This window comes from Streptomyces platensis, assembly GCF_008704855.1.
Classification (GTDB): domain Bacteria; phylum Actinomycetota; class Actinomycetes; order Streptomycetales; family Streptomycetaceae; genus Streptomyces; species Streptomyces platensis.
In genome coordinates this window covers 1,831,989-1,854,064 of record NZ_CP023691.1, presented here as the reverse complement: position 1 = coordinate 1,854,064, position 22,076 = coordinate 1,831,989, and the positions used below count along the sequence as shown (strand labels likewise).

At 69.6% G+C, this 22,076-nt stretch carries 21 protein-coding genes; 18 read left to right on the top strand and 3 right to left on the bottom strand.

Annotated features, from left to right (window positions below):
- Positions 1 to 234 precede the first annotated feature (234 nt).
- From arc to prcA, 6 genes are all read left to right on the top strand, one after another.
- Positions 235 to 2,001, top strand: a complete 1,767-nt coding sequence (gene arc, locus CP981_RS07975) for a proteasome ATPase (protein ID WP_042157154.1) — start codon at positions 235 to 237, stop codon at positions 1,999 to 2,001.
- A gap of 276 nt (positions 2,002 to 2,277) precedes the next feature.
- Positions 2,278 to 3,789 (top strand): depupylase/deamidase Dop, encoded by a 1,512-nt coding sequence (dop, locus tag CP981_RS07970; protein ID WP_085927761.1) that lies wholly within the window; start codon positions 2,278 to 2,280, stop codon positions 3,787 to 3,789.
- Between the two features lie 189 nt (positions 3,790 to 3,978).
- Positions 3,979 to 4,197 (top strand): ubiquitin-like protein Pup, encoded by a 219-nt coding sequence (locus tag CP981_RS07965; protein ID WP_085927762.1) that lies wholly within the window; start codon positions 3,979 to 3,981, stop codon positions 4,195 to 4,197.
- Complete coding sequence (locus CP981_RS39495; RefSeq protein ID WP_085927763.1) at positions 4,136 to 4,663, top strand: endonuclease domain-containing protein; 528 nt, start codon at positions 4,136 to 4,138, stop codon at positions 4,661 to 4,663. The genes CP981_RS07965 and CP981_RS39495 overlap by 62 nt, the downstream gene beginning before the upstream one ends.
- Positions 4,615 to 5,460, top strand: coding sequence for a proteasome subunit beta (gene prcB / locus CP981_RS07955; protein WP_085927764.1), 846 nt, complete (start codon positions 4,615 to 4,617; stop codon positions 5,458 to 5,460). The genes CP981_RS39495 and prcB overlap by 49 nt, the downstream gene beginning before the upstream one ends.
- A gap of 90 nt (positions 5,461 to 5,550) precedes the next feature.
- On the top strand, positions 5,551 to 6,387 hold the full coding sequence (gene prcA, locus CP981_RS07950) for a proteasome subunit alpha (RefSeq protein ID WP_085927765.1): 837 nt from the start codon (positions 5,551 to 5,553) through the stop codon (positions 6,385 to 6,387).
- Positions 6,388 to 6,435: 48 nt separating this feature from the next.
- On the opposite strand, the gene CP981_RS07945 is transcribed toward prcA, so the two are convergent.
- Positions 6,436 to 7,446 carry a LacI family DNA-binding transcriptional regulator gene (locus CP981_RS07945; RefSeq protein ID WP_425282208.1) on the bottom strand — a complete coding sequence of 337 codons (1,011 nt, stop codon included), beginning with the start codon at positions 7,444 to 7,446 and terminating at the stop codon, positions 6,436 to 6,438.
- Between the two features lie 271 nt (positions 7,447 to 7,717).
- Between CP981_RS07945 and CP981_RS07940 the strand changes: the two genes are divergently transcribed.
- From CP981_RS07940 to CP981_RS07880, 12 genes are all read left to right on the top strand, one after another.
- Positions 7,718 to 8,977, top strand: a complete 1,260-nt coding sequence (locus CP981_RS07940; protein WP_085927766.1) for an MFS transporter — start codon at positions 7,718 to 7,720, stop codon at positions 8,975 to 8,977.
- 9 nt (positions 8,978 to 8,986) lie between these two features.
- A complete protein-coding gene (gene pafA, locus CP981_RS07935; protein ID WP_085927767.1) occupies positions 8,987 to 10,348 on the top strand; it encodes a Pup--protein ligase in 1,362 nt (453 codons plus the stop codon).
- A 230-nt stretch (positions 10,349 to 10,578) separates the two neighbouring features.
- Positions 10,579 to 11,487, top strand: a complete 909-nt coding sequence (locus tag CP981_RS07930; protein ID WP_085927768.1) for an FKBP-type peptidyl-prolyl cis-trans isomerase — start codon at positions 10,579 to 10,581, stop codon at positions 11,485 to 11,487.
- 57 nt (positions 11,488 to 11,544) lie between these two features.
- The gene (locus CP981_RS07925; RefSeq protein ID WP_085927769.1) at positions 11,545 to 11,919 is read left to right on the top strand and encodes an FKBP-type peptidyl-prolyl cis-trans isomerase; all 375 of its coding nucleotides are present in this window, start codon (positions 11,545 to 11,547) and stop codon (positions 11,917 to 11,919) included.
- Between the two features lie 244 nt (positions 11,920 to 12,163).
- Positions 12,164 to 13,132, top strand: coding sequence for a helix-turn-helix transcriptional regulator (locus tag CP981_RS07920; protein WP_085927770.1), 969 nt, complete (start codon positions 12,164 to 12,166; stop codon positions 13,130 to 13,132).
- 16 nt (positions 13,133 to 13,148) lie between these two features.
- Entirely contained in the window at positions 13,149 to 14,099 is a 951-nt protein-coding gene (locus CP981_RS07915) for a helix-turn-helix transcriptional regulator (RefSeq protein WP_085927771.1), read from the top strand.
- 67 nt (positions 14,100 to 14,166) lie between these two features.
- A complete protein-coding gene (locus tag CP981_RS07910; RefSeq protein ID WP_085927772.1) occupies positions 14,167 to 14,421 on the top strand; it encodes a hypothetical protein in 255 nt (84 codons plus the stop codon).
- A 16-nt stretch (positions 14,422 to 14,437) separates the two neighbouring features.
- Positions 14,438 to 14,641 (top strand): hypothetical protein, encoded by a 204-nt coding sequence (locus CP981_RS07905; RefSeq protein WP_085927773.1) that lies wholly within the window; start codon positions 14,438 to 14,440, stop codon positions 14,639 to 14,641.
- Between the two features lie 226 nt (positions 14,642 to 14,867).
- Complete coding sequence (gene tatA / locus CP981_RS07900) at positions 14,868 to 15,167, top strand: Sec-independent protein translocase subunit TatA (protein ID WP_085927774.1); 300 nt, start codon at positions 14,868 to 14,870, stop codon at positions 15,165 to 15,167.
- Between the two features lie 63 nt (positions 15,168 to 15,230).
- The gene (tatC, locus tag CP981_RS07895; protein ID WP_167536069.1) at positions 15,231 to 16,190 is read left to right on the top strand and encodes a twin-arginine translocase subunit TatC; all 960 of its coding nucleotides are present in this window, start codon (positions 15,231 to 15,233) and stop codon (positions 16,188 to 16,190) included.
- A 679-nt stretch (positions 16,191 to 16,869) separates the two neighbouring features.
- Positions 16,870 to 19,686, top strand: a complete 2,817-nt coding sequence (locus CP981_RS07890) for a DEAD/DEAH box helicase (protein ID WP_085927775.1) — start codon at positions 16,870 to 16,872, stop codon at positions 19,684 to 19,686.
- A gap of 593 nt (positions 19,687 to 20,279) precedes the next feature.
- Positions 20,280 to 20,633: a VOC family protein gene (locus CP981_RS07880; RefSeq protein WP_229893447.1), complete on the top strand. Its 354-nt coding sequence runs from the start codon at positions 20,280 to 20,282 to the stop codon at positions 20,631 to 20,633.
- Here the strand turns inward: CP981_RS07880 and CP981_RS07875 are convergent.
- Together CP981_RS07875 and CP981_RS07870 are read right to left on the bottom strand one after the other, a co-directional pair.
- Positions 20,630 to 21,115: an ABA4-like family protein gene (locus CP981_RS07875; protein WP_085927777.1), complete on the bottom strand. Its 486-nt coding sequence runs from the start codon at positions 21,113 to 21,115 to the stop codon at positions 20,630 to 20,632. The two genes, CP981_RS07880 and CP981_RS07875, sit on opposite strands and share 4 nt — an antisense overlap.
- On the bottom strand, positions 21,112 to 22,071 hold the full coding sequence (locus CP981_RS07870; protein WP_085927796.1) for a hypothetical protein: 960 nt from the start codon (positions 22,069 to 22,071) through the stop codon (positions 21,112 to 21,114). The genes CP981_RS07875 and CP981_RS07870 overlap by 4 nt, the downstream gene beginning before the upstream one ends.
- Positions 22,072 to 22,076: the final 5 nt, after the last annotated feature.

Below are 22,076 nucleotides of genomic sequence, written 5' to 3'. Positions count from 1 at the left end.
TGCGTACGTGAACCGTTTTTGTCTAAGTGGCGCCAGCCCTGACGGGTGTTGACCAAGTCGACGATACAACCGCTCGCTTTCCGATGTTGTTGGGTGGGTATTCCCTTGGCGTGAGGACGTGCGCAAGGGTGAAGATCGGACACGCCCCGACAGTCTTTTCGATCTAGGGGTTTCAACCTGCACCGGCCCAGGTAGGGTCAGGAAGCGTCCAGCTCCTTGGAGGAGGTGAGGACCGTGGCAGCCCACGACGACGACATCAACCGCGGCATCCGGCCGGGGCGAGGGTCTGAAGATCCCGCCGGCCAGGTTGCCTATCTTGAGCAGGAGATCGCCGTCCTGCGACGCAAGCTCGCCGACTCTCCGCGTCACACGAGGATTCTCGAAGAGCGGATCGTCGAGCTGCAGACCAACCTGGCCGGCGTCTCGGCGCAGAACGAGCGTCTCGCCAATACTCTCCGCGAGGCCCGCGACCAGATCGTGGCCCTGAAGGAGGAAGTCGACCGGCTCGCGCAGCCGCCGGCCGGCTTCGGGGTCTTCCTTCAGACGAACGATGACGGCACGGTCGACATTTTCACCGGCGGCAGAAAGCTCCGGGTGAATGTCAGCCCCAGTGTGGAGACCGAGGACCTCAGGCGCGGCCAAGAGGTCATGCTCAATGAAGCGCTCAATGTGGTCGAGGCCATGGAGTTCGAGAGCGCCGGCGACATCGTCACCCTCAAGGAGATCCTTGAGGACGGCGAGCGCGCCCTGGTGATCGGGCACACCGACGAGGAACGGGTGGTGAGGCTCGCCGAGCCGCTGCTGGACATCACCATCCGCCCCGGCGACGCCCTGCTCCTCGAGCCCCGCTCCGGCTACGTCTACGAGGTCATCCCGAAGAGCGAGGTCGAGGAACTCGTCCTCGAAGAGGTCCCGGACATCGACTACACCAAGATCGGCGGTCTGGGCGGCCAGATCGAACTGATCCGGGACGCGGTCGAGCTTCCGTACCTCTACCCCGACCTCTTCAAGGAGCACGAACTCCGCCCGCCCAAGGGTGTCTTGCTCTACGGCCCGCCCGGCTGCGGCAAGACGCTCATCGCCAAGGCGGTCGCCAACTCCCTTGCCAAGAAGGTCGCCGAGGTGACCGGGCAGCCCGCGGGGAAGAGCTTCTTCCTCAACATCAAGGGCCCCGAGCTGCTCAACAAGTACGTCGGCGAGACGGAACGGCACATCCGGCTGGTCTTCCAGCGCGCCAGGGAGAAGGCGAGCGAGGGGACCCCCGTCATCGTCTTCTTCGACGAGATGGACTCCCTCTTCCGCACCCGGGGCTCCGGCGTCAGCTCGGACGTGGAGAACACCATCGTCCCGCAGCTGCTCTCCGAGATCGACGGTGTCGAGGGCCTCGAAAACGTGATCGTGATCGGCGCCTCGAACCGCGAGGACATGATCGACCCGGCGATCCTGCGCCCCGGCCGTCTCGATGTGAAGATCAAGATCGAGCGCCCGGACGCGGAGGCCGCCAAGGACATCTTCTCGAAGTACCTCACGGAACGGCTGCCGCTGCACTCCGACGATCTCGCCGAACACGGCGACTCGCGGAAGGCCGCAGTGAGCGGAATGATCCAGTCGGTCGTCGAGCAGATGTATGCGGAATCCGAGGAAAATCGCTTCCTGGAGGTCACCTACGCCAATGGTGACAAGGAAGTCCTTTACTTCAAGGACTTCAACTCCGGTGCGATGATCGAAAACATCGTAGGACGTGCGAAGAAGATGGCCATCAAGGCCTTCCTCGAACACAATCAGAAGGGGCTTCGGGTTTCCCACCTCCTCCAGGCCTGCGTGGATGAGTTCAAGGAGAACGAGGACCTGCCCAACACCACCAACCCGGACGACTGGGCCCGGATCTCCGGAAAGAAGGGCGAGCGGATCGTATACATCCGTACGCTGGTCACCGGAAAGCAGGGCGCAGACACCGGTCGCTCCATCGATACGGTGGCGAATACCGGCCAATACCTGTAACACCGCTCTCCGGCTGCGGATGTCCTGCACGGGGCGTCCGCAGCCGGACGCTTTTCCGGGGGCGCCAGAACCGCTCCTCATAAGGGCGCGGTGAACCAGGGAAAACCGGACTGGAGCAATGACTGTAATGATCTCCCCAGCGCCGCTAAGGCGTTCTAGGCTCTTCGGTACCGCTGCGTCACGCTGTGCGGGCGTGGGGCACGCACACGGACCGGAAGCACAGCGGTACTTGAGCGCCGACCCCATCCGGGGGCGCCGCCGGGCTAGGAGGGCCGCATGACTGTACGGCGAGTAATGGGAATCGAGACGGAGTACGGGATCTCCGTCCCCGGCCACCCGAACGCCAATGCCATGCTCACCTCGTCCCAGGTCGTCAACGCCTACGCGGCCGCGATGCACCGGGCACGCCGTGCCCGCTGGGATTTCGAGGAGGAGAACCCGCTGCGGGACGCCCGCGGCTTCGACCTCGCACGGGACAACGCCGACGCCAGCCAGCTCACGGACGAGGACATCGGCCTGGCCAATGTGATCCTCACCAATGGCGCCCGGCTCTACGTCGACCATGCCCACCCCGAATACAGCGCCCCCGAGGTCACCAATCCGCGCGACGCCGTCCTCTGGGACAAGGCCGGCGAGCGGGTCATGGCCGAGGCCGCCGAGCGGGCCGCCCAGGTCCCCGGCGCCCAGCCCATTCACCTCTACAAGAACAACACCGACAACAAGGGCGCCTCCTACGGCACGCACGAGAACTATCTGATGAAGCGGGAGACCCCGTTCTCGGACATCGTGCGGCACCTGACGCCGTTCTTCGTCTCCCGCCAGGTGGTCACCGGCGCCGGCCGGGTCGGTATCGGCCAGGACGGCCACGAGCACGGCTTCCAGCTCAGCCAGCGCGCCGACTACTTCGAGGTGGAGGTCGGCCTGGAGACGACGCTCAAGCGGCCGATCATCAACACCCGCGACGAACCGCACGCGGACGCGGAGAAGTACCGCCGGCTCCACGTGATCATCGGCGACGCCAACCTCTCCGAGATCTCGACCTACCTGAAGCTGGGCACCACCGCGCTGGTGCTCTCCATGATCGAGGACGGGTTCATCGCCGTCGATCTGGCCGTCGACCAGCCCGTCCGCACCCTCCACCAGGTCTCCCACGACCCCACCCTGCAACATCTGATCACGCTCCGCAGCGGCCGCACGCTCACCGCCGTCCAGCTCCAGATGGAGTACTTCGAGCTGGCCCGCAAATACGTCGAGGACCGTTACGGCGCGGATGCGGACGACCAGACCAAGGACGTCCTGACCAGGTGGGAGGACGTGCTCGGCCGGCTGGAGAACGATCCGATGAGCCTGTCCGGCGAGCTGGACTGGGTCGCCAAGCGTGAGCTCATGGAGGGCTACCGACGCCGGGACGGCCTGGACTGGGACGCGGCGCGGCTGCACCTCATCGACCTCCAGTACGCCGACGTGCGCCCCGACAAGGGCCTGTACAACCGTCTGGCGGCCCGCGGCAAGATGAAGCGGCTGCTGGACGAGCCGGACGTCACCCGGGCGGAGCAGAAGCCCCCAGAGGACACCAGGGCCTACTTCCGCGGCCGCTGCCTGGAGCAGTACGCGGATGATGTCGCCGCGGCCTCCTGGGATTCGGTCATTTTCGATCTGCCGGGTCGTGACTCCCTGCAACGGGTTCCCACACTGGAGCCGCTGCGGGGGACTCGTAAGCACGTCAAGGAGCTCCTTGACCGCTGCCGTACCGCAGAGGAGCTGGTCAGGACGCTCTCCGGTCGCTGAGTCGCGGCAGGTGCACGACAGATTTTGTGGCGATCCACGGCCGATCCACGGCTGAAATCGTCGCGGGGCGGGAATCATCGAGGTGACTCCCGGGCGTTGCAGCAAGTGCAGGGCCGATGTCGGACCCTGCTTGTAGGGTCGGATCTTGAAGGTCACATCGAGCGGGGCGAACCGAGCGGGGTGAGGGACATGGCGACCAAGGACAGCGGCGGCGGACAGGCCAAGGCCACGCGTTCCACCGAAGAGGTCGAGGAGCAGACGCAGGAAGCGGAGGCTTCCGAAGACCTCAAGGAACGCCAGGAAAAGTTGTCGGACGACGTGGACTCGGTGCTGGACGAGATCGACGATGTCCTCGAGGAGAACGCAGAGGATTTCGTTCGGAGCTTCGTGCAAAAGGGCGGGGAGTAGAGCGAACCGGACAGGTTCGATGCAGGGGGGCCGAAGCGTTGCGCGCGGTGCAGGGAATGACCGCGCGCAGCCTTCGGGCGACATCCGGGGAGAGGCGACGGCCGTCATGGCCGCGGCACCTCGTACACCCGGGAAGGCACCACGGCACGCGCCCGGCGCGGCGCTGGGAGTGCCGTACACCGAAAGCCGGTCCGCCGGCCCCGGCGGGTGCGGGGCGCCGCCGGGCGGGCGCGATGATCAAGGAGCGGCCGGTCTCCGTCCGATCCGTCCCGAGCCGGGCCCCGGGCATGTGGATCACACCCCCGATACGGGTAAGGTCCGAGGCGTACGGTGCATCAACTGCAACTCGGCACTCGGCAAGTTGAGGGATGACCCCGTCGCCATGCGCAGGGCCATCGCATATCCGGAAGGAAACGTGTGGAAGCCAATACTCGAAGCACCGGGCGTCTACCAGCTGCCTTCCTGACGCCTGGATCCTCGTCGTTCATGGATTTCCTCGGCGCGCACTCGCCCGATCTGCTGCCGGGCAATCGCCCGTTGCCGCCGGTGCAGGGTGCCATCGAGGCGCCGCACGGCACGACGATCGTCGCCGCGGCGTTCCCCGGGGGCGTGGTGCTCGCCGGTGACCGGCGGGCGACCATGGGCAATGTCATCGCGCAGCGTGACATCGAGAAGGTTTTCCCGGCCGACGAGTATTCGGCGGTCGGCATCGCGGGCACGGCAGGCCTCGCGGTGGAAATGGTCAAGCTCTTCCAGCTGGAGCTGGAGCACTTCGAGAAGGTCGAGGGTGCCCAACTCTCCCTGGAGGGCAAGGCGAATCGTCTGTCGACGATGATTCGCAGCAATCTCGGGATGGCCATGCAGGGCCTGGCCGTGGTGCCGTTGTTCGCCGGCTATGACCTGGACCGCGAGAAGGGCCGTATCTTCTCGTACGACGTCACCGGCGGACGCTCGGAAGAGCAGGGTTTCGCGGCGACGGGTTCCGGCTCGCTCTTCGCGCGCAGCGCCCTGAAGAAGCTCTTCCAGGAGGACTTCACGGAGGATCAGGCGGTCACGGCCGTCGTCCAGGCGCTCTACGACGCCGCGGACGACGATTCGGCGACCGGCGGACCGGACATGGCTCGGCGGATCTACCCGATCGTCACGGTGATCACCGAGGACGGCTTCAAGAAGCTGACCGAATCCGAGGTCGCGGAGGTCGCCCGTGCCATTCATGAGCGCCGCCTGGAGCAGCCCGACGGTCCGCGCGCCGCGCTGCTCTGACGGAACGGATGTTCCGCAATGCTCCCCAGCTCCCGCTGGGTGTGCCCCCAGCCACTGAGAGAGCTCTTGACAGGAAGGGACGGATAGCCGGTGTCGACGCCGTTCTATGTCTCACCCCAGCAGGCCATGGCCGACCGCGCCGAATACGCCCGCAAGGGCATCGCGCGCGGCCGCAGTGTCGTGGTGCTGCAATACACCGACGGCGTGGTCTTCGTCGCCGAGAATCCCTCCCGGGCTCTGCACAAGGTCAGCGAGATCTATGACCGGATCGCCTTCGCGGCCGTCGGCAAATACAACGAGTTCGAGAATCTGCGGATCGGCGGTGTGCGCTATGCCGATCTGCGGGGCTACACCTACGACCGGGAGGACGTGACCGCGCGCGGCCTGGCGAATGTCTACGCCCAGACGCTCGGCACGATCTTCTCCAGCGCCGCGGAGAAGCCCTACGAGGTCGAGCTGATCGTGGCCGAGGTCGGCGCCGCGCCGGAGGACGACCAGATCTACCGGCTGCCGCACGACGGCTCGATCGTGGACGAGCACGGGTCGGTGGCCGTCGGTGGCAACGCCGACCAGATCAGCAGCTATCTCGACCAGCGGCACCGCGACGGCATGACGCTGGCCGAGGCGCTGAAGCTGGCCGTGGAGTCGCTGTCGCGGGACACCAACGGCGGTGAGCGCACCCTGACCGCCGAACAGCTCGAGGTCGCCACCCTGGACCGCACGCGGCCGCAGCAGCGCAAGTTCAAGCGGATCCTGGGGCGGCAGCTGTCGCGGCTCCTGGACGAGCAGACCGCCGAGGGCGCCAAGGAGCCGGCGGCTGACGCGGACGCCGGTGCCGGCGAGGCCGGGGCGTCCGACGAAGGATCCGGCGGCAAGGGCGCCAAGGGCAAGGACGACTCCGACGGGGAGTCCGGCCCGCTGCTCTGACGAGGTACCGATTTCGGGCCCGAGGCCCGGTTCACGCGCCCCGGTGGGTCACCGCCCGCCGGGGCGCGCGGCATGTCCGGGGGTGTCCTGGGGCGGGGCGGTGGAGCCGCGGGTGACCAGTTCCACGGGCAGGGTGGGGGCGTCCGCCGGGCGTCCGTCGAGCACCGTCATCAGGGCCCGCATCCCGGCCTCGCCGAACTCCTCGGCGGGCAGCCGTACGGTCGTCAGCTCCGGTTCGACGGCGACGGCCAGGGCCAGGTCGTCGAAGCCGGTGACGGAGACGTCTTCGGGGACGCGCAGGCCCAGGCGGCGGACGGCCTTGCAGGCGCCCGCGGCGATGATGTCGTCGTCGCAGAGCAGCGCCGTGGGGCGGGGGCCGGGCTCGGTGAGGGCGGCGTGCGCGGCGTGCAGCCCGGCGTCCACGCGGAGGGCGGCCGGCTGACGGCGCAGCAGAGCGCCGGGGACGTTCCGGAGGCTGTCGGCGACGGCGCGGGCGCGTACCTCGAAGGTCCAGGACCGGACATCGGCCGCGAGGTGGGTGATGCGGCGGTGGCCGAGGGCGGTCAGATGGCCGGTCAACTGCCGTACGCCGTCGGCGATATCGAGGTTGACGGTGGCACCGGCCCGGTCGTCGTCGGGGTCGCTGTCCAGCATGACCAGCGGCAGATCCGCGTCCCGGAGCGCGGCGAGCGCCTCGGCGGCCATGGACGAGGCGATCACTCCGTCCAGGGTGGCCGCGGCGGAGTCGAACGGGTCGCGGGCGGGGCCGATGCCTTCGGGGGAGGGGTAGAGGACCACGCCGAAGCCGTGGTCGGCGGCGACCCGGGCGGCGCCGGTGTAGACGCGGGCGAAGAACTCGGTGGTCAGGGCGGGGACGACCAGCAGCACCGTACGGGTGCGGCCCATCCGCAGGCTGCGGGCGGCGAGATTGGGCCGGTAGCCCAGCTCGCGGGCGGCGGCGCGGACGGCTTCCGCCTTGCCGGGGGAGACCCGGCCGCGCCATTTGTCGCCCAGGACGAGCGAAACGGCGGCCTGCGAGACACCGGCGGCGCGGGCCACGTCGCGGCTGGTGACGCGGGCGGCGGCCGGGCCCCCGGGGCGCGCGGCGCCGGCCGCACCGGTGATGGGGGCCTCCCCTGTCCGAGCGGATTCGAGAGCTTGGGGAACGGTGTTCGCACCGGTGGACGGTGTGGCCTCGTTACTGCTCACCGGGTATATCGCTCCTCACGTTCGGCCATGGCGGTTGGACCGCGGGTTGGCGTCATGGTACGTATAACGGCGAAGGTTATACGTAACACGTCCGGTTCGGCCGGACCGGAAAGGGGCGGGGATGGCCGCGGGATACGCGGAGCTGCTCAGGACCCGGCATGCGGCCCGGCTCCTGGCGGGGACGTTGGTCGGCAGGTTGCCGAACGCCACCGCGGCGCTGGCCGTGGTCCTGTTCGTACGCGCCGAGGGCGGCAGCTACGCCCTGGCCGGGGCGCTCTCCGCGGTCTACGGCGTCTGCAACGCCATCGGGCAGCCGCTGCTCGGCCGGGCCGTGGACCTGTACGGACAGCCGCGGGTGATGCTGCCCGCCTCGGTGCTCTCGGCGCTCGGCATGGCGCTGCTGGCGGCCGTCGGCCTGGATGTGCTGTGGCCGGCCTACGTCGCCATGGTGATCGCCGGTTTCTTCACCCCGCCCCTGGAGGGCGGTCTGCGGGCACTGTGGCCCGGGGTCCTCAAGCGCGCGGATCGGGTGCACGCCGCCTACGCGCTGGACGCGGTGGCCCAGGAAGTCATGTACGCGGTGGGGCCCTTGCTGGTGACGCTGTGCGTGGCGGCCTGGTCCGAGGGGGCGGCGCTGTGGGTGATCAACCTGCTCGGAGTGCTCGGCGCGCTCTCCGTCGTCGTGTCCAGGCCGTCCCGGGAGTGGCGCAGCGAGCCCCGGGAGGCGCACTGGCTGGGGGCGCTGCGCTCGGCCGGGCTGCTGGTGCTGATCGGAGCGTTCCTCTTCGTGGGGCTGGCCATGGGGTCGATCGCGGTCGCGGCGGTGGCGTACGCCGATGAGCACGGTGGCGGAATGGTCTCCAGCGTGCTGCTGTCCGCGCTCGGTGTCGGCGCGCTGGCCGGCGGCCTCGCCTACGGCGCCCGGGAGTGGCCGGGGCGGCCGGAGAGCCGGCTGCGGCTGCTGGTCTGTCTGCTGGCGGTGGGCTATGTGCCGCTGGTGCTGGTGCCGGACGTGGTCGGGATGACGGTGCTGACCGGTGTCGCCGGTGTGTTCCTGGCGCCGGCGCTGGCCTGCGCGTTCGTTGTGGTGGACCGGCATGCGCCCAAGGGCACGGTGACGGAGGCGTTTTCCTGGCTGGTGACGACGTTCGGCGTCGGAGCCTCGGTGGGGGCCGCGGTCGTGGGCCCGGCGGTGGAGAGCGGTGGCGCGGTCGCGGGCTTCGCGGTGGCGGGGGCCGGCGGGGTCGCCGCGATGCTCGTCCTTTTGTCGACGAAGCGATTTCTTGGGGATCCCGTACGGCGGACGCTCGTGGCCGCCCCGGCGGAAAATGATCGAAACGGTGCGGCCGAACCCGGTTTCAGAGCAGGCCGTCAGGCGTAATGTTCAGTCATGGACCGCCGCATTTTCGGGCTGGAGAACGAGTACGGCGTCACGTGCACGTTCAGGGGACAGCGCCGACTGTCGCCTGACGAAGTGGCGCGGTACCTCTTCCGCCGTGTCGTGTCATGGGGCCGCAGCAGCAATGTCTTCCTGCGGAACGGCGCCCGCCTGTACTTGGACGTGGGTTCGCACCCGGAATACGCAACTCCCGAGTGCGACAACGTGACCGAGCTGGTCACCCACGACAAGGCCGGTGAGCGCATTCTCGAAGGCCTGCTCGTCGACGCCGAACGCCGCCTGCATGAGGAGGGAATCGCGGGCGACGTCTATCTCTTCAAGAACAACACCGATTCGGCGGGAAACTCCTACGGCTGCCACGAGAATTATCTCGTCGCCCGCCATGGCGAGTTCTCCCGGCTCGCGGACATCCTCATTCCGTTCCTCGTCACCCGTCAGCTGCTGTGCGGCGCGGGCAAGGTGCTCCAGACCCCGCGTGGCGCCGTCTACTGCGTCAGCCAGCGTGCGGAGCACATCTGGGAGGGCGTCTCCTCGGCGACCACCCGCTCCCGGCCGATCATCAATACCCGCGATGAACCGCATGCGGACGCCGAGCGCTATCGGCGGCTCCATGTCATCGTCGGTGACTCCAACATGTCCGAGACGACCATGATGCTGAAGGTCGGCGCCACCGACCTCGTGCTGCGCATGATCGAGGCGGGCACGGTCATGCGCGATCTGACGCTGGAGAACCCGATCCGGGCCATCCGTGAGGTCAGCCATGACATCACCGGTCAGCGCAAGGTGCGGCTGGCCAGCGGGCGCGAGGCATCAGCGCTCGAGGTGCAGCAGGAGTACTACGAAAAGGCCGTGGATTTCTGCGACCGCCGCGGAATCCGTACCGGCCTCGTCGAGCGGGTCCTGGAGCTGTGGGGCCGCACCCTCGAAGCGATCCGGGACGAGGAGCTCGACCGGGTCTCGACCGAGATCGACTGGGTGATGAAACATCAGCTCATCGAGCGGTACCGGACAAAGAACAACATCACCATGTCGCACCCGCGAGTGGCGCAGATAGACCTCGCGTATCACGACATCCACCGCCGCCGGGGGCTCTATTACCTCCTGGAGCGGAAGGGGCAAGCGGCGCGGATCTGCAATGACTTGAAGATCTTCGAGGGCAAATCGGTGCCGCCGCAGACCACCCGTGCCAGGCTGCGCGGCGACTTCATTCGCCGGGCGCAGGAGCAGCGCCGCGATTTCACGGTCGACTGGGTGCACCTCAAGCTCAATGACCAGGCGCAGCGCACGGTGCTGTGCAAGGACCCGTTCCGTTCCGTGGACGACCGGGTGGAGAAGCTGATCGCAGGAATGTGACCCGCTGCGGGAGGTATGCCGCCGCTGTATCGGGGACGGATTCCCCGCGTAACGCACCGTGGGGATCCGACCCGGTCGAGTGACGGCGTCCCGAGCATGTGGTGCCGGTGAGAGTGCCGACTGGATGGGAAAGTGGCGGGGTCCGCGTGACACGGCCCCGCCACTTTCGCGTGGCGTGGCTAGAGTGGCTCCGTCCATTCATTGATCGCAGCCCGTTTTGAGGGATATACGTGCGCCGACGCCGAATCGCAGCCCTGATCGCCGTGCCCCTGCTCCTCGTTTCCGCAGCGGCCTGCGGCAATGACGACTCATCCGAGGGCGGCTCAGCGCCGAAGGTGAGTGGGCAGGCGGATGCCAAGCCCAAGGTCGACAAGGGCCAGGGCACTCCGCCCAAGAAGCTTCAGGTCAAGGTCCTCAAAGAGGGCGACGGGCCGGCGGTGAAGAAGGGCGAGGCCCTCAACGCCAACTACCTCGGTCAGACCTGGGAGGGCAAGGCCTTCGACAACAGCTGGGACCGCGGCGCGCCGGCCACCTTCGAGATCGGCAGCGGCAAGGTCATCAAGGGCTGGGACGAGGGCCTGGTGGGCCAGAAGCTCGGCAGCCGCGTCGAGTTGGTCATCCCGCCGGACAAGGGCTACGGCGCGCAGGCCCAGCAGAGCATTCCGGCCAACTCCACGCTGGTCTTCGTCGTCGACCTCAAGAAGATCATGCCGAGCAAGATCGACGGCAAGCCGGTCGCGCAGGACAACGGCGATCTCCCCAAGGTCGGCACCAACATCGACGGCAAGGCGCCGAAGATCACCCTCCCCAAGGGCCAGGACGCGCCGAAGGACGTCGAGAGCGCGACGATCATCAAGGGCAAGGGCGCGACGGTCGGTGCGAAGAGCACCGTGCGGGCCCACTACACGGCGGTGACCTGGAAGGACGGCAAGGTCGTCGCCAACACCTGGGCGCCGGGGCAGCCCGGGGCGCAGGATGTGCCGGTCGCGCAGCTGCCGGGCTGGAAGGAAGGCCTCAAGGGCAAGAAGGCCGGCAGCCGGGTGCTGGTCGTGGTGCCGAAGAGCAAGCTGACGCCTGACCAGCAGAAGTCCATCGGTTCCGACGTGGTGTTCTCGGTGGACGTCCTCAGCGTGAACTGATGTTGATCTGCGAGACTGGCGCCGTAATCGTAAAGATTCGTAAGTAGGAGCACATCCGTGAGCATCGACAAGCCCGAGATCGACTTTCCTGAGGGCCCGGCTCCCACCGAGCTCGAGATCGTGGACCTGAGGGAGGGCGACGGGCCGGTCGCCAAGGCCGGGGACACCGTCTCCGTCCACTACGTCGGCGTGTCCTTCAGCACCGGCGAGGAGTTCGACGCCAGCTGGAACCGCGGCAAGCCGCTCCAGTTCCAGCTGGGCGCCGGCCAGGTCATCGCCGGCTGGGACCAGGGCGTGCAGGGCATGAAGGTCGGCGGCCGCCGCCGGCTGACCATCCCCGCCCACCTCGCGTACGGCGACCGTGGCGCCGGCGGCGGCCTGATCGCCCCCGGCGAGACGCTGATCTTCGTCTGCGACCTGGTGTCCGTCTGAGACCAGGTGCCGGTCGCCCTGCGCGACCGCTGCTGACGTGACCGGGGGCCCGTGCCGTGATGGCACGGGCCCCCGGACGAGTAAGCCCCCACTTCCTTCCGGCCGGCGGCCTCTGGCACCCGGACGCCGCCGGCCCCGCCCGTCGGGCGGACGAAGGGAGCGGGGGCTTTCCCGTCCGGCTTTTGCCCTGACCACCGCGAGCGGTACGGTCAACGATCGGAAGTTCAAACGAGAAAGGGCGTCGATGGCCATTGCCAAGGCCGAGCGGCTGATGAATCTGGCGCTGTGCCTGCTGGGGACGCGACGCCCGCTGACCAAACGTGAACTGCGGTCCTCCATCGAGGCCTATATCGAGGCGAGCAGCGACGACTCGTTCAACCGCATGTTCGAGCGGGACAAGGACGATCTGCGCGAGCTGGGCCTGGTCATCGAGACCGTCGAGGGCATCGAGGGCGACATCGGCTATCTCGCCCGCCGCGACAGCAACCGTCTGCCCCCGATCACGCTGGACGCCGAGGAGGCCGCTGCCCTGGGGCTCGCCGCCAAGATCTGGCAGCAGGCCCGGCTGGCGGGCGCCGCCAGCGGCGCGCTCCAGAAGCTGCGCGCGGCCGGAATGCCGCTGGCCGGGGACGGTGCCGACTACGACGCCGGACAGCCGCACAGCGCGCTGGAGCCCCGGATCCCCGCCCATGAGGCCGCCTTCGAGCCACTGATGCTGGCCTGCCGCGACCGTCGCCCGGTCGTCTTCGACTACCGCAAGTCGAATGCCGCCCACCCCGAGCAGCGGCAGGTCGAACCCTGGATCCTCGAATGCTGGCGGGGCCACTGGTACGTCGCCGGCTGGGACCGTGAGCGCCAGGCCGAGCGGGTCTTCCGGCTCTCCCGGATCACCGGCAAGGTCCGTTCCCGGCAGGGGGCGTTCACCGCGCCGGTGCCCGATCATGTCACCGTCCGCAATACCGTCGAGAGCTGGGCCGGCGAGACCGCCACCGGCACCGCCACGATCAAGCTGCGCGCTGAGCACGGGTACCCGCTGCGCGCCCGCGCGCTCACCGTCCGCGAGCTGGGCGACGGCTGGGACGAGCTGGAGATCCCCAACGGGCACGGACTCGACGCCTGGCTCGTGGAGTTCGGCCCCGACGTGGTCGTCCTGGAACCCGCGGAGCTGCGCGCCGATGTCATCGACCGGCTGCGTGCCGTGGCCAAGGGCTGAGAGGGATACGAGACCCATGGCGACGAACGCCATCGACCAGACCCGCCGGATGCTGTCCCTGGTGACCTACCTGCGTGAGCGTCCCGGCGCCCGCGTCGGGGACGTCGCCCGCGCCTTCGGCATCACCGAGGACGAGCTGATCGCCGACCTCGACGTGCTGCCGATGTGCGGGACGAGCTTCCGCGGCGGCGACCTCCTGGACATCGACACCGACGGCGACCGCATCTGGTGGCACAACCCCGACGATGTCGCCGAGCCGCTGCGGCTGGCCGCCGACGAGGCGACCGCGCTGCTGGTCGCGGCCCGCGCGGTGGCCACCCTGCCCGGACTGCGCGAGGGCGACCGGCAGGCGCTGCTGCGCGCCACCGCCAAGCTGGAGGCGGCGGCCGGTGAGGCGGCCGGCGCCAGCTCCCGGCTCTCGGTGACCTTCGAATCCGAGGGCGGCGTGTTCGCCGACGTGGACCGTGCCATCGCCGAGCGGCGCCGGCTGTGGCTGCGCTACTACTCCCCGGCCCGCGACGAGCTGACCGAGCGCGAGGTGGACCCGATCCGGCTCTTCGCCGTCGGCCACACCTATATGGAGGCCTGGTGCCGGCTCTCGGAAGCCCGGCGCACCTTCCGGCTCGACCGGGTCGCCGAGATCAAGCTGCTGGACGCCCCCGCCGACCCGCCCCCGGTCGAGCTGCGTGATCTGTCGGAGGGCCTGGTGCAGCCCGCGGCCGAGGACCCCGAGGTCTCCATCGAGGTCGGGCCCGGCGGCCGCTGGGTCGCCGAGTACTACCCGCACGACAGCGCCGAGGAGCTGCCCGACGGCGGGCTGCGCATCACCCTGCGCACCCCCGACCCGGCCTCGCTGCGGCGGCTGGCCCTGCGGCTGGGCCGGGACGGCCGGATCGTGGCGCCGCAGGTCCTGGCCGACAGCGCGCGGCAGGCCGCCGAGCAGGCCCTCGCGGCGTACGGCGAGTGAGCGCGGCGGACCGGACGGCGGGCCGGGCACGCCGTGCGGCGCGGGGCGAAGGACGAGGCAGCGGAGGATGACGATGGTGACCACCACCTTGCCGGGCCGGCCCGCGCCGGTGCTCTACAAGGCAGCCTGCCCGGACTGCCGGGGCCGCTTCGAACTGGCCTCGGACGCGTTCCGGCTGGCGATCGGCGCCAGCAGCCGCACCACCTTCTACTCCTTCACCTGCCCCGACTGCCGCCGCGCGGTGCGCAAACCGGCCGGCGAGCGGATCATCGAGCTGCTCACCGGCGGCGGCGTCCGCACGCTGCGGCTGCACACGGGCTGACCGTTAGGCTCGTCCCATGCTCTGGCCCATGATCGCAATCGCCCTCGGCTTCGCCGGGCTCGCCGTGCTCGGCGTCCTCGCCGTCCGCGTCTTCGTCGAAGTGCGACGGCTGGCCCGCCAGGTCGGGGCCACCTCGGAGCGGATCCAGCGGGCCAGCGAGGACCTGGAGCGGGCGGCGGTGCCGCTGGCGTCCCGGATGCACGAGGCAGGCCGGGACTGAGATGTCGCCGTCCGGATGCGTGCCCTGCTCCGCCGGAGAGCAGAAGGGTAGGCTTCCCTCTGCGGTTCACAGCCCGCGGAGGTCGAGGCAATTCGGAAGACGCACGGGCATTGCCCGGCGTTCACCACCGAACGTTACGATCGAGCGAGCCAGCACCAGGACGCCAGTCCGACCCCATTCGGCAGGCACCACAGCAGACGCCGCCCCGGCGAGAAGGTAGTCGCAGATGTTGAGCAACTTGAGGGCCCCCGAGATCATTCTGATCCTCGTCGTCATTGTGCTGCTGTTCGGTGCGAAGAAGCTTCCGGACATGGCGCGTTCGCTCGGGAAGTCCGCTCGCATCCTCAAGAGCGAGGCCAAGGCGATGAAGAAGGAGGGCGACGCGGACGGCGGCGCCACCTCCGGCACCTCCTCCGAGGCATCCGCCGATGCTGCTCAGCAGGCCCCTCGTACGATTCAGGCGGCTCCCGGTGATGTGAGCAGCTCGCGCCCCGTGGCCGAGCCGAACCGCACCAACCAGAGCTGACCGATCCGATCCAGTCGCCCCGGCCCGGTCGGCGGCGGCTGATGTACGAGACGAGGAAGTGGGTTGCTCAAGTCTGCCCGCAAGCAGGAGAAGGACCCCGAGGGGCGGATGCCGCTCGCGGCGCATCTGCGTGAGCTGCGTAACCGGCTGCTGAAATCGGTGCTGGCCATCATGGTCATCACTGTCGTCGCGATGTGGCAGTACAACGCGATCGCCGACTTCGTCACGGGCCCGGTCATCGCATCGGTCGGCTGTCCCAAGGGCCAGTCCGTTCCGCGCGACCACCCCTGTGCCCAGATCGTCGCCAACGGTCTGCTCTCACCGTTCACGATCATGCTGAAGGTGTCCCTCACCACCGGCGTCGCCTTCGCCACCCCGGTGTGGCTCTACCAGCTCTGGGCCTTCCTCGCACCGGGGCTGCACCGTCACGAGAAGAAGTACGCACTCGGCTTCGTCGGTGCCGGTGTCCCGCTCTTCCTGGGCGGCGCGTACCTCGCCTACGCGGTCCTGCCGACCACGGCGGGTGCGCTGGTCGGACTGACCCCCGAGAACTGGGGCAACCTCTTCCCCGCCGACGAGTTCTTCGACATCGTCACGCGCATGGTGCTGGTCTTCGGCCTCGCCTTCGAGCTGCCGCTCCTCCTGGTGCTGCTCAACTTCGGCGGGGTGCTCACCGGCCGCCGGATCATGAGCTGGTGGCGGTTCATGGTGCTCGGCATCACGGTGTTCGCGGCCCTCGCCACGCCGACCGGTGACCCGCTGACCATGGGGCTGCTGGCCGCTCCGATCGTGGTGCTGTACTTCGGTGCCACCGGCATCTGCCTCTTCAACGACCGTCGCCGCAAGATCGGCAACCCGGATGCGGGGCTGAGCGATGACGAGGCCTCGGAGCTCGATCTGACGCCCGGCGAGGTCGGGGAGATCGAGCCGGTTGCCTCCGGGCGGATGCTGCCGGAGCAGGCGAGTGGTGAGGCGGGCGAGAGGGATGCGGGGCGTCGTGATGGGTACGACGACTTCACGTGACGGGTTGTGACTTGGGGTAGTCGGCGCTTGTAGTTCGGCTGCGGGTGGGTTGTGGCTGGGCGCGCAGTTCCTCGCGCCCCTTCGGTGGCGCGGCCGATCCGTCATGTGCTTTCGGTGCGGGTGCGTTTGGGCTGGCGTCGTTGCGGGTTGCGTGGTTGCCGCGGGGGTCGGAGGGGACGCACCGGGGCCCTCCCCCAGCCTCCGGCCGGGAGGTGCCCCCACGGCGCGGGCGACGCGGGTGCGTTCGTTTGATTGCCCCGGTGTTTGCTCCGGTCCTGCGGGCGGGCCCCGGTACATGCCCTCCGACCGTCCCCCGTTGCCGACTGCGGCCCGGTGGCACCGTCCGTCACAGACCCCATCTCGGGCCGCGCCCAAGCTGCGGGGACCAGTTGCCTGCCAAGAGGTGCCGCTGCCTTGCCGTAACGGTGATCCGTACGGCGGGTTGGCCGCGTACGGACGGTGGTCGGAGGGGATGTCCGGTGCCCCGCCCGCAGGACCGGAGCGAACGCCGGGGTGCCTTACCTCCGGGACCAGGGCCGCCCGCGCCGAGGACGGGGTACCGGGCGTCCCCTCCGACCCGCCACCCACCCGCCGTAGGCGAACCGGCGACCAGCCACCGGCAAAGGCCGCCATAAAGATCGGGTCGTTGTCAGAGGTGGCCGGTAGGCTCGTAAGCACGATGACCGAGGACATGTCCCCTGCTGAGCGCTATGCCGCCGCCAAGCTCCGGGCGGCCGAGCAGGCCACCGCACTCGCCCCTTTCCGTGAAATGTACGACTTCGGGCTGGATCCGTTCCAGATCGAGGCGTGTCGGGCCCTGGAGGCCGGCCAGGGCGTACTGGTCGCGGCTCCTACTGGATCCGGTAAGACGATCGTCGGCGAATTCGCCGTCCACCTGGCCCTGGAGCAGGGCCGAAAATGCTTCTACACCACGCCCATCAAGGCGCTGTCCAACCAGAAGTACCAGGATCTGGTCCGGCGTTACGGTGCCGAGAAGGTCGGACTGCTGACCGGCGACAACAGCGTCAACTCCGAGGCTCCGGTGGTCGTGATGACCACCGAGGTGCTGCGGAACATGCTCTATTCCGGATCGCAGTCGCTGGTCGGCCTCGGCTATGTGGTCATGGACGAGGTGCACTACCTCTCCGACCGCTTCCGTGGCGCCGTCTGGGAAGAGGTGATCATCCATCTTCCCGAGTCGGTGACGCTGGTGTCACTGTCGGCGACGGTCTCCAACGCCGAGGAGTTCGGCGACTGGCTGGACACGGTGCGTGGCGACACCGCCGTGATCGTCTCCGAGCACCGGCCGGTGCCGCTGTGGCAGCACGTCCTCGCGGGGCGCCGGATATATGACCTGTTCGAGGAGCGGGACGGGCAGCGCGGCGGCCGCCGTGAGGTCAATCCCGATCTGGAGCGGCTGGCGCGGATGGAGAACAGCCGGCCGACGTTCGGGCGGGACAAGCGCCGGGGCCGCAATATGCGCGAGGCGGACCGGGAGCGTGAGCGGCGCCAGCGCGCGCGTATCTGGACGCCGAGCCGGCCCGAGGTCATCGACCGTCTCGACAGCGAGGGCCTGCTGCCCGCGATCACCTTCATCTTCAGCCGGGCCGGCTGCGAGGCGTCCGTTCAGCAGTGCCTGGCCTCGGGCCTGCGGCTCAACGACCAGGAGGGCCGCGAGCAGGTCCGCCGCATAGTGGAGGCGCGGACGGCCGGGATTCCGGATGACGATCTTCATGTGCTCGGCTACTTCGAGTGGCTGGAGGGCCTGGAGCGGGGCATCGCCGCGCACCACGCCGGCATGCTGCCGACCTTCAAGGAGGTCGTCGAGGAGCTGTTCCTGAAGGGTCTGGTCAAGGCCGTCTTCGCCACCGAGACGCTGGCGCTGGGCATCAACATGCCTGCGCGCTCCGTGGTGTTGGAAAAGCTGGTGAAGTGGAACGGTGAGCAGCACGCCGACATCACCCCCGGCGAGTACACCCAGCTGACCGGCCGCGCCGGGCGCCGCGGTATCGACATCGAGGGCCACGCGGTGGTGCTGTGGCAGCGGGGGATGGATCCGGGCGCGCTGGCCGGGCTCGCCGGGACGCGTACCTATCCGCTGCGGTCCTCGTTCAAGCCGTCGTACAACATGGCGGTCAACCTCGTCTCGCAGTTCGGCAGGCACCGTTCGCGGGAGCTGCTGGAGATGTCCTTCGCGCAGTTCCAGGCCGACAAGTCGGTGGTCGGGATCTCGCGGCAGGTGCAGAAGAACGAGGAGGGGCTGGAGGGTTACCGCGGCTCGATGACCTGCCACCTCGGCGACTTCGAGGAGTACTCCCGGCTGCGGCGGCAGTTGAAGGACCGGGAGACGGAGCTCGCCAAGCAGGGCGCGGCGCAGCGGCGGGTGGCGGCCGCGGCGGCGCTGGAGAAGCTGAAGCCCGGCGATGTCATCCATGTGCCGACCGGCAAGTACGCGGGCCTGGCACTGGTCCTCGACCCCGGGATGCCCTCGGGGCGGACGAACGGCCACCGCGGCTTCGACGCGCAGGACGGCCCGCGGCCGCTGGTGCTGACCGCCGAGCGGCAGGTCAAGCGGCTGGCCTCGATCGACTTCCCGGTGCCGGTCAAGGCGCTGGACCGGATGCGGATCCCCAAGTCGTTCAACGCCCGCAGCCCGCAGTCGCGCCGCGATCTGGCCTCCGCGTTGCGGACGAAGGCCGGCCATATGGTGCCGTCGCGGCATCGCAAGCCCCGTTCGGAGGCGGCCGACGACCGTGAGATCGCCCGGCTGCGTACGGAGATCCGGGCGCACCCCTGCCATGGCTGCGCCGAGCGGGAGGACCACGCCCGCTGGGCGGAGCGCTATCAGCGACTGCTGCGCGACACCCGCCAGTTGGAGCGCCGGATCGAAGGCCGGACGAACACCATCGCCCGTACCTTCGACCGGATCTGTGCCCTGCTGACCGAGTTGGACTACCTCGAAGGCGACACCGTCACCGACGAGGGCCGCCGGCTGGCCCGGCTCTACGGTGAGCTGGATCTGCTGGCGAGCGAGTGTCTGCGCGAGGGCGTCTGGGAGGGGCTGGGCCCCGCCGAGCTGGCGGCCTGCGCCTCGGCGCTGGTGTACGAGGCGCGGCAGGCGGATGACGCGGTGGCGCCCAAGCTGCCGGCCGGCAAGGCCAAGGACGCACTGGCCGAGATGGTCCGCATCTGGGGCCGGCTGGACGCGCTGGAGGAGGATCACAAGATCAACCAGGCGGAGGGCGTCGGCCAGCGGGAGCCGGACCTCGGCTTCGCCTGGGCCGCCTACCGCTGGGCCTCCGGCTTCGGCCTCGACGAGGTGCTCCGCGAGGCCGAGATGCCCGCCGGTGACTTCGTCCGCTGGTGCAAGCAGCTGATCGACGTCCTCGGCCAGATCGCGGCCGCGGCCCCGCCCGGCGGCACGGTCGCCCGCACGGCCCGCAAGGCCATGGACGGGGTGCTGCGCGGCGTGGTGGCGTACTCGTCGGTGGGCTGAGCACGACGGGCCGAGCGCGGCTCTAGGGCGTGTCCGCAAAGTCCCGCCTGGCTCGCGACGCCTGGCACGCACGCTCGCTGCGTTGTCGGGATCGTCCACGTAGGCCCACTACGAGGACGACCCTCCGCCTTGCGAGCGCACGCACCAGACGCCGCGAGCCCCGCCCTCCGGGCGGACGACGGGACTTTGCGGACACGCCCTAGCAGCTGCGGCGGCGCCGTGCCCCTCCGGAAGGGGCGCGGCGCCGCCGCACTTTGCCCGGGCGGTAGCAGGAGGCCGTTCGAGGGGCGGCCGTCAACGAACTCCTCCTGTGGCGCGAGGAGTTCACATCGGTGGGGAGGAGGGGTGGGCCGACCGGGGTGGTGGGGGCAGGGTGCCGTCAAGATGGCCGCCGACCCCGTGGTCCGGCGGTGGTGGCAGCTCGCCGGCCCGTGTCAGGAGCAGACCGAGGGCGCCGTACCGGGGGGAGTGGTGGACGCCGATGCGGGAGGTCTTCCACCACGATTGAGGTGCGGTGTGTTCCGGCCGGCTGCCGCGGAAAAGCACGCGCCGATTTCCCGCTCCGGTGAAACGCTGGCGGCATGATTGATCACATGGCGATTCAGGTGGCGGACGTTCCTGCCAGCGCGGCTTTCTACGACCGTGTCCTCGCCCCGCTCGGGGCCCAACGGACCAAGGAATTCGGCGAGTTCATCAGCTTCGGCACCACCGGGCACACGCTCTGGCTGGTCCCCGCGACCGACGACGGGCCCGCCCGTGAGGTGCACCTCGCCTTCGCCGCGCCCGACCGGGCGGCCGTCGATGCCTTCCATGCCGCCGCCGTCGAGGCCGGCGCCGAGTCCCTGCACGCCCCACGGCTGTGGCCTCAGTACCACGAGTCGTACTACGGGGCCTTCGTCCGTGACCTCGACGGCAACAACGTCGAAGCGGTCTGTCATACGCCCTAGGTGTATTGACCCGCAGCGGTCGGGGCCGGGTGCCGCGGCGGTGTGGCACCCGGCCGGCGGAGGCGGCGGCGGGCGCCCGCGCGGAGGGCGAGGAAGAGGAGGACGCCGAGGGGGGAGAGCAGCACGGTGAACAGGAGCAGGGGTCCCATCACCAGCGGATGGATGCTCAGCTCCCGGGCCTCGCGGTACATCCACTGCCCCAGGAAGAGGTCCCAGGCGATCACCTGTGCCCAGATCGCGCCCGCTCCGCCGCCGAGCCGCAGCAGCTCCTGGAACCCCGCCAGATCGGGGTGGCTGACGGCGGCCCACAGCTGGGGGAACACCGGGACGGCCAGGGCGACATAGACCGCGAGGACCGGCACCATCGGCAGTGGGGAGGCGGCGATCCGGTCGGTCCAGCGCCATCCCGGGGCCAGGATCAGCAGCGCCCAGAACGGCGCCGCGAGGGTGAAGGCCAGGTTGAAGAGGGTGGGGGTGGTCATGCCGGCAACTCCTGCTCGGGGTGGTGGGGGTGGGCGGTCTCGGCGATCTCCGCAGTGGTGGCGGACGAGGACGGGGTTCCGGGGCCGGTCCCGCCGCCGGGGCGTCGTAGGGCGGCGAAGGTGCCGGCCGCGGTGGCCGCCGTGAGGGCCGCGAGGGCGCCGAGTGTCGCGCCGTCCGGGTGGATCAGGGCCTGGCCGCGCAGGGCCTGCCAGGTCACCAGGGCCAGCAGCGCGGTGGTGAAGCCGGCCGCGACCAGCACCAGGCGGAGGCGTATCCGCTCGTCCCGCAGCCGGGCGCAGCGGCCGGACAGTGCCTCGATCGCGTAGAGGAAGAGCGGCAGTGCCTGGAGGGCGTGCATGCCGACGAAGTGCGGGATGCGCAGATCGCCGCCGGTGGTGTTCCAGCCGGTCAGCGGCATGGCCGGGCCGCCGTCGGGGATGCCGACGCTGTGCGCGCCGACGAGGGTGCGCAGCGCGCCCTGGGCCTGCTGCTCCGGTGTGGGCATCGCCATCAGGCCGCCGAGCAGCAGCCCGGTCAGGGCGAGCAGCAGTCCGAGCCGGATCGCCCAGGTCGCGGCACGGTCACCCAGGCGGGCGCGGAACAGCAGGACCGCGATGACGAGGGTGGCCACCCACAGGACGGCGATGGTGACGCCCATGGTGAGGAACAGGCCCCGGTCCAGCGGGGTTTCGATGTTGAAGTGGCTGCGCCGGCCGCGGATGGTCTGCCCGGTGATGATCGCCATCTCGATGGTTCCGGTCACCACGACGGTGTGTGCGGCCCACCGCCCGGTCCGGCTCGGGGGCGTGTGGCGGGACAGCATCCAGGCCAGCGTCAGCCCGTATGCCGCGAAGGAGACCGCGAACTTGAGGGGCTTGAGCCAGATGGGCGCGCCGACCAGGACCCGGTCGTCGACGATCAGGCCGGCCGCCGCGACGACGGCGAGTGCGGCCATCGCCC

Bases quoted from the DNA above. Each gene is read 5' to 3' on its own strand.
- CP981_RS07965 (WP_085927762.1), top strand. From the start codon at position 3,979: ATGGCGACCAAGGACAGCGGCGGCGGACAGGCCAAGGCCACGCGTTCC.
- CP981_RS07910 (WP_085927772.1), top strand. From the start codon at position 14,167: ATGACGATGGTGACCACCACCTTGCCGGGCCGGCCCGCGCCGGTGCTC.
- CP981_RS07920 (WP_085927770.1), top strand. From the start codon at position 12,164: ATGGCCATTGCCAAGGCCGAGCGGCTGATGAATCTGGCGCTGTGCCTG.
- CP981_RS07880 (WP_229893447.1), top strand. From the start codon at position 20,280: ATGGCGATTCAGGTGGCGGACGTTCCTGCCAGCGCGGCTTTCTACGAC.
- CP981_RS07915 (WP_085927771.1), top strand. From the start codon at position 13,149: ATGGCGACGAACGCCATCGACCAGACCCGCCGGATGCTGTCCCTGGTG.
- CP981_RS07905 (WP_085927773.1), top strand. From the start codon at position 14,438: ATGCTCTGGCCCATGATCGCAATCGCCCTCGGCTTCGCCGGGCTCGCC.
- CP981_RS39495 (WP_085927763.1), top strand. From the start codon at position 4,136: ATGTCCTCGAGGAGAACGCAGAGGATTTCGTTCGGAGCTTCGTGCAAA.
- CP981_RS07870 (WP_085927796.1), bottom strand. From the start codon at position 22,071: ATGGCCGCACTCGCCGTCGTCGCGGCGGCCGGCCTGATCGTCGACGAC.
- tatA (WP_085927774.1), top strand. From the start codon at position 14,868: ATGTTGAGCAACTTGAGGGCCCCCGAGATCATTCTGATCCTCGTCGTC.
- pafA (WP_085927767.1), top strand. From the start codon at position 8,987: ATGGACCGCCGCATTTTCGGGCTGGAGAACGAGTACGGCGTCACGTGC.
- dop (WP_085927761.1), top strand. From the start codon at position 2,278: ATGACTGTACGGCGAGTAATGGGAATCGAGACGGAGTACGGGATCTCC.
- CP981_RS07940 (WP_085927766.1), top strand. From the start codon at position 7,718: ATGGCCGCGGGATACGCGGAGCTGCTCAGGACCCGGCATGCGGCCCGG.
- CP981_RS07890 (WP_085927775.1), top strand. From the start codon at position 16,870: ATGACCGAGGACATGTCCCCTGCTGAGCGCTATGCCGCCGCCAAGCTC.
- CP981_RS07875 (WP_085927777.1), bottom strand. From the start codon at position 21,115: ATGACCACCCCCACCCTCTTCAACCTGGCCTTCACCCTCGCGGCGCCG.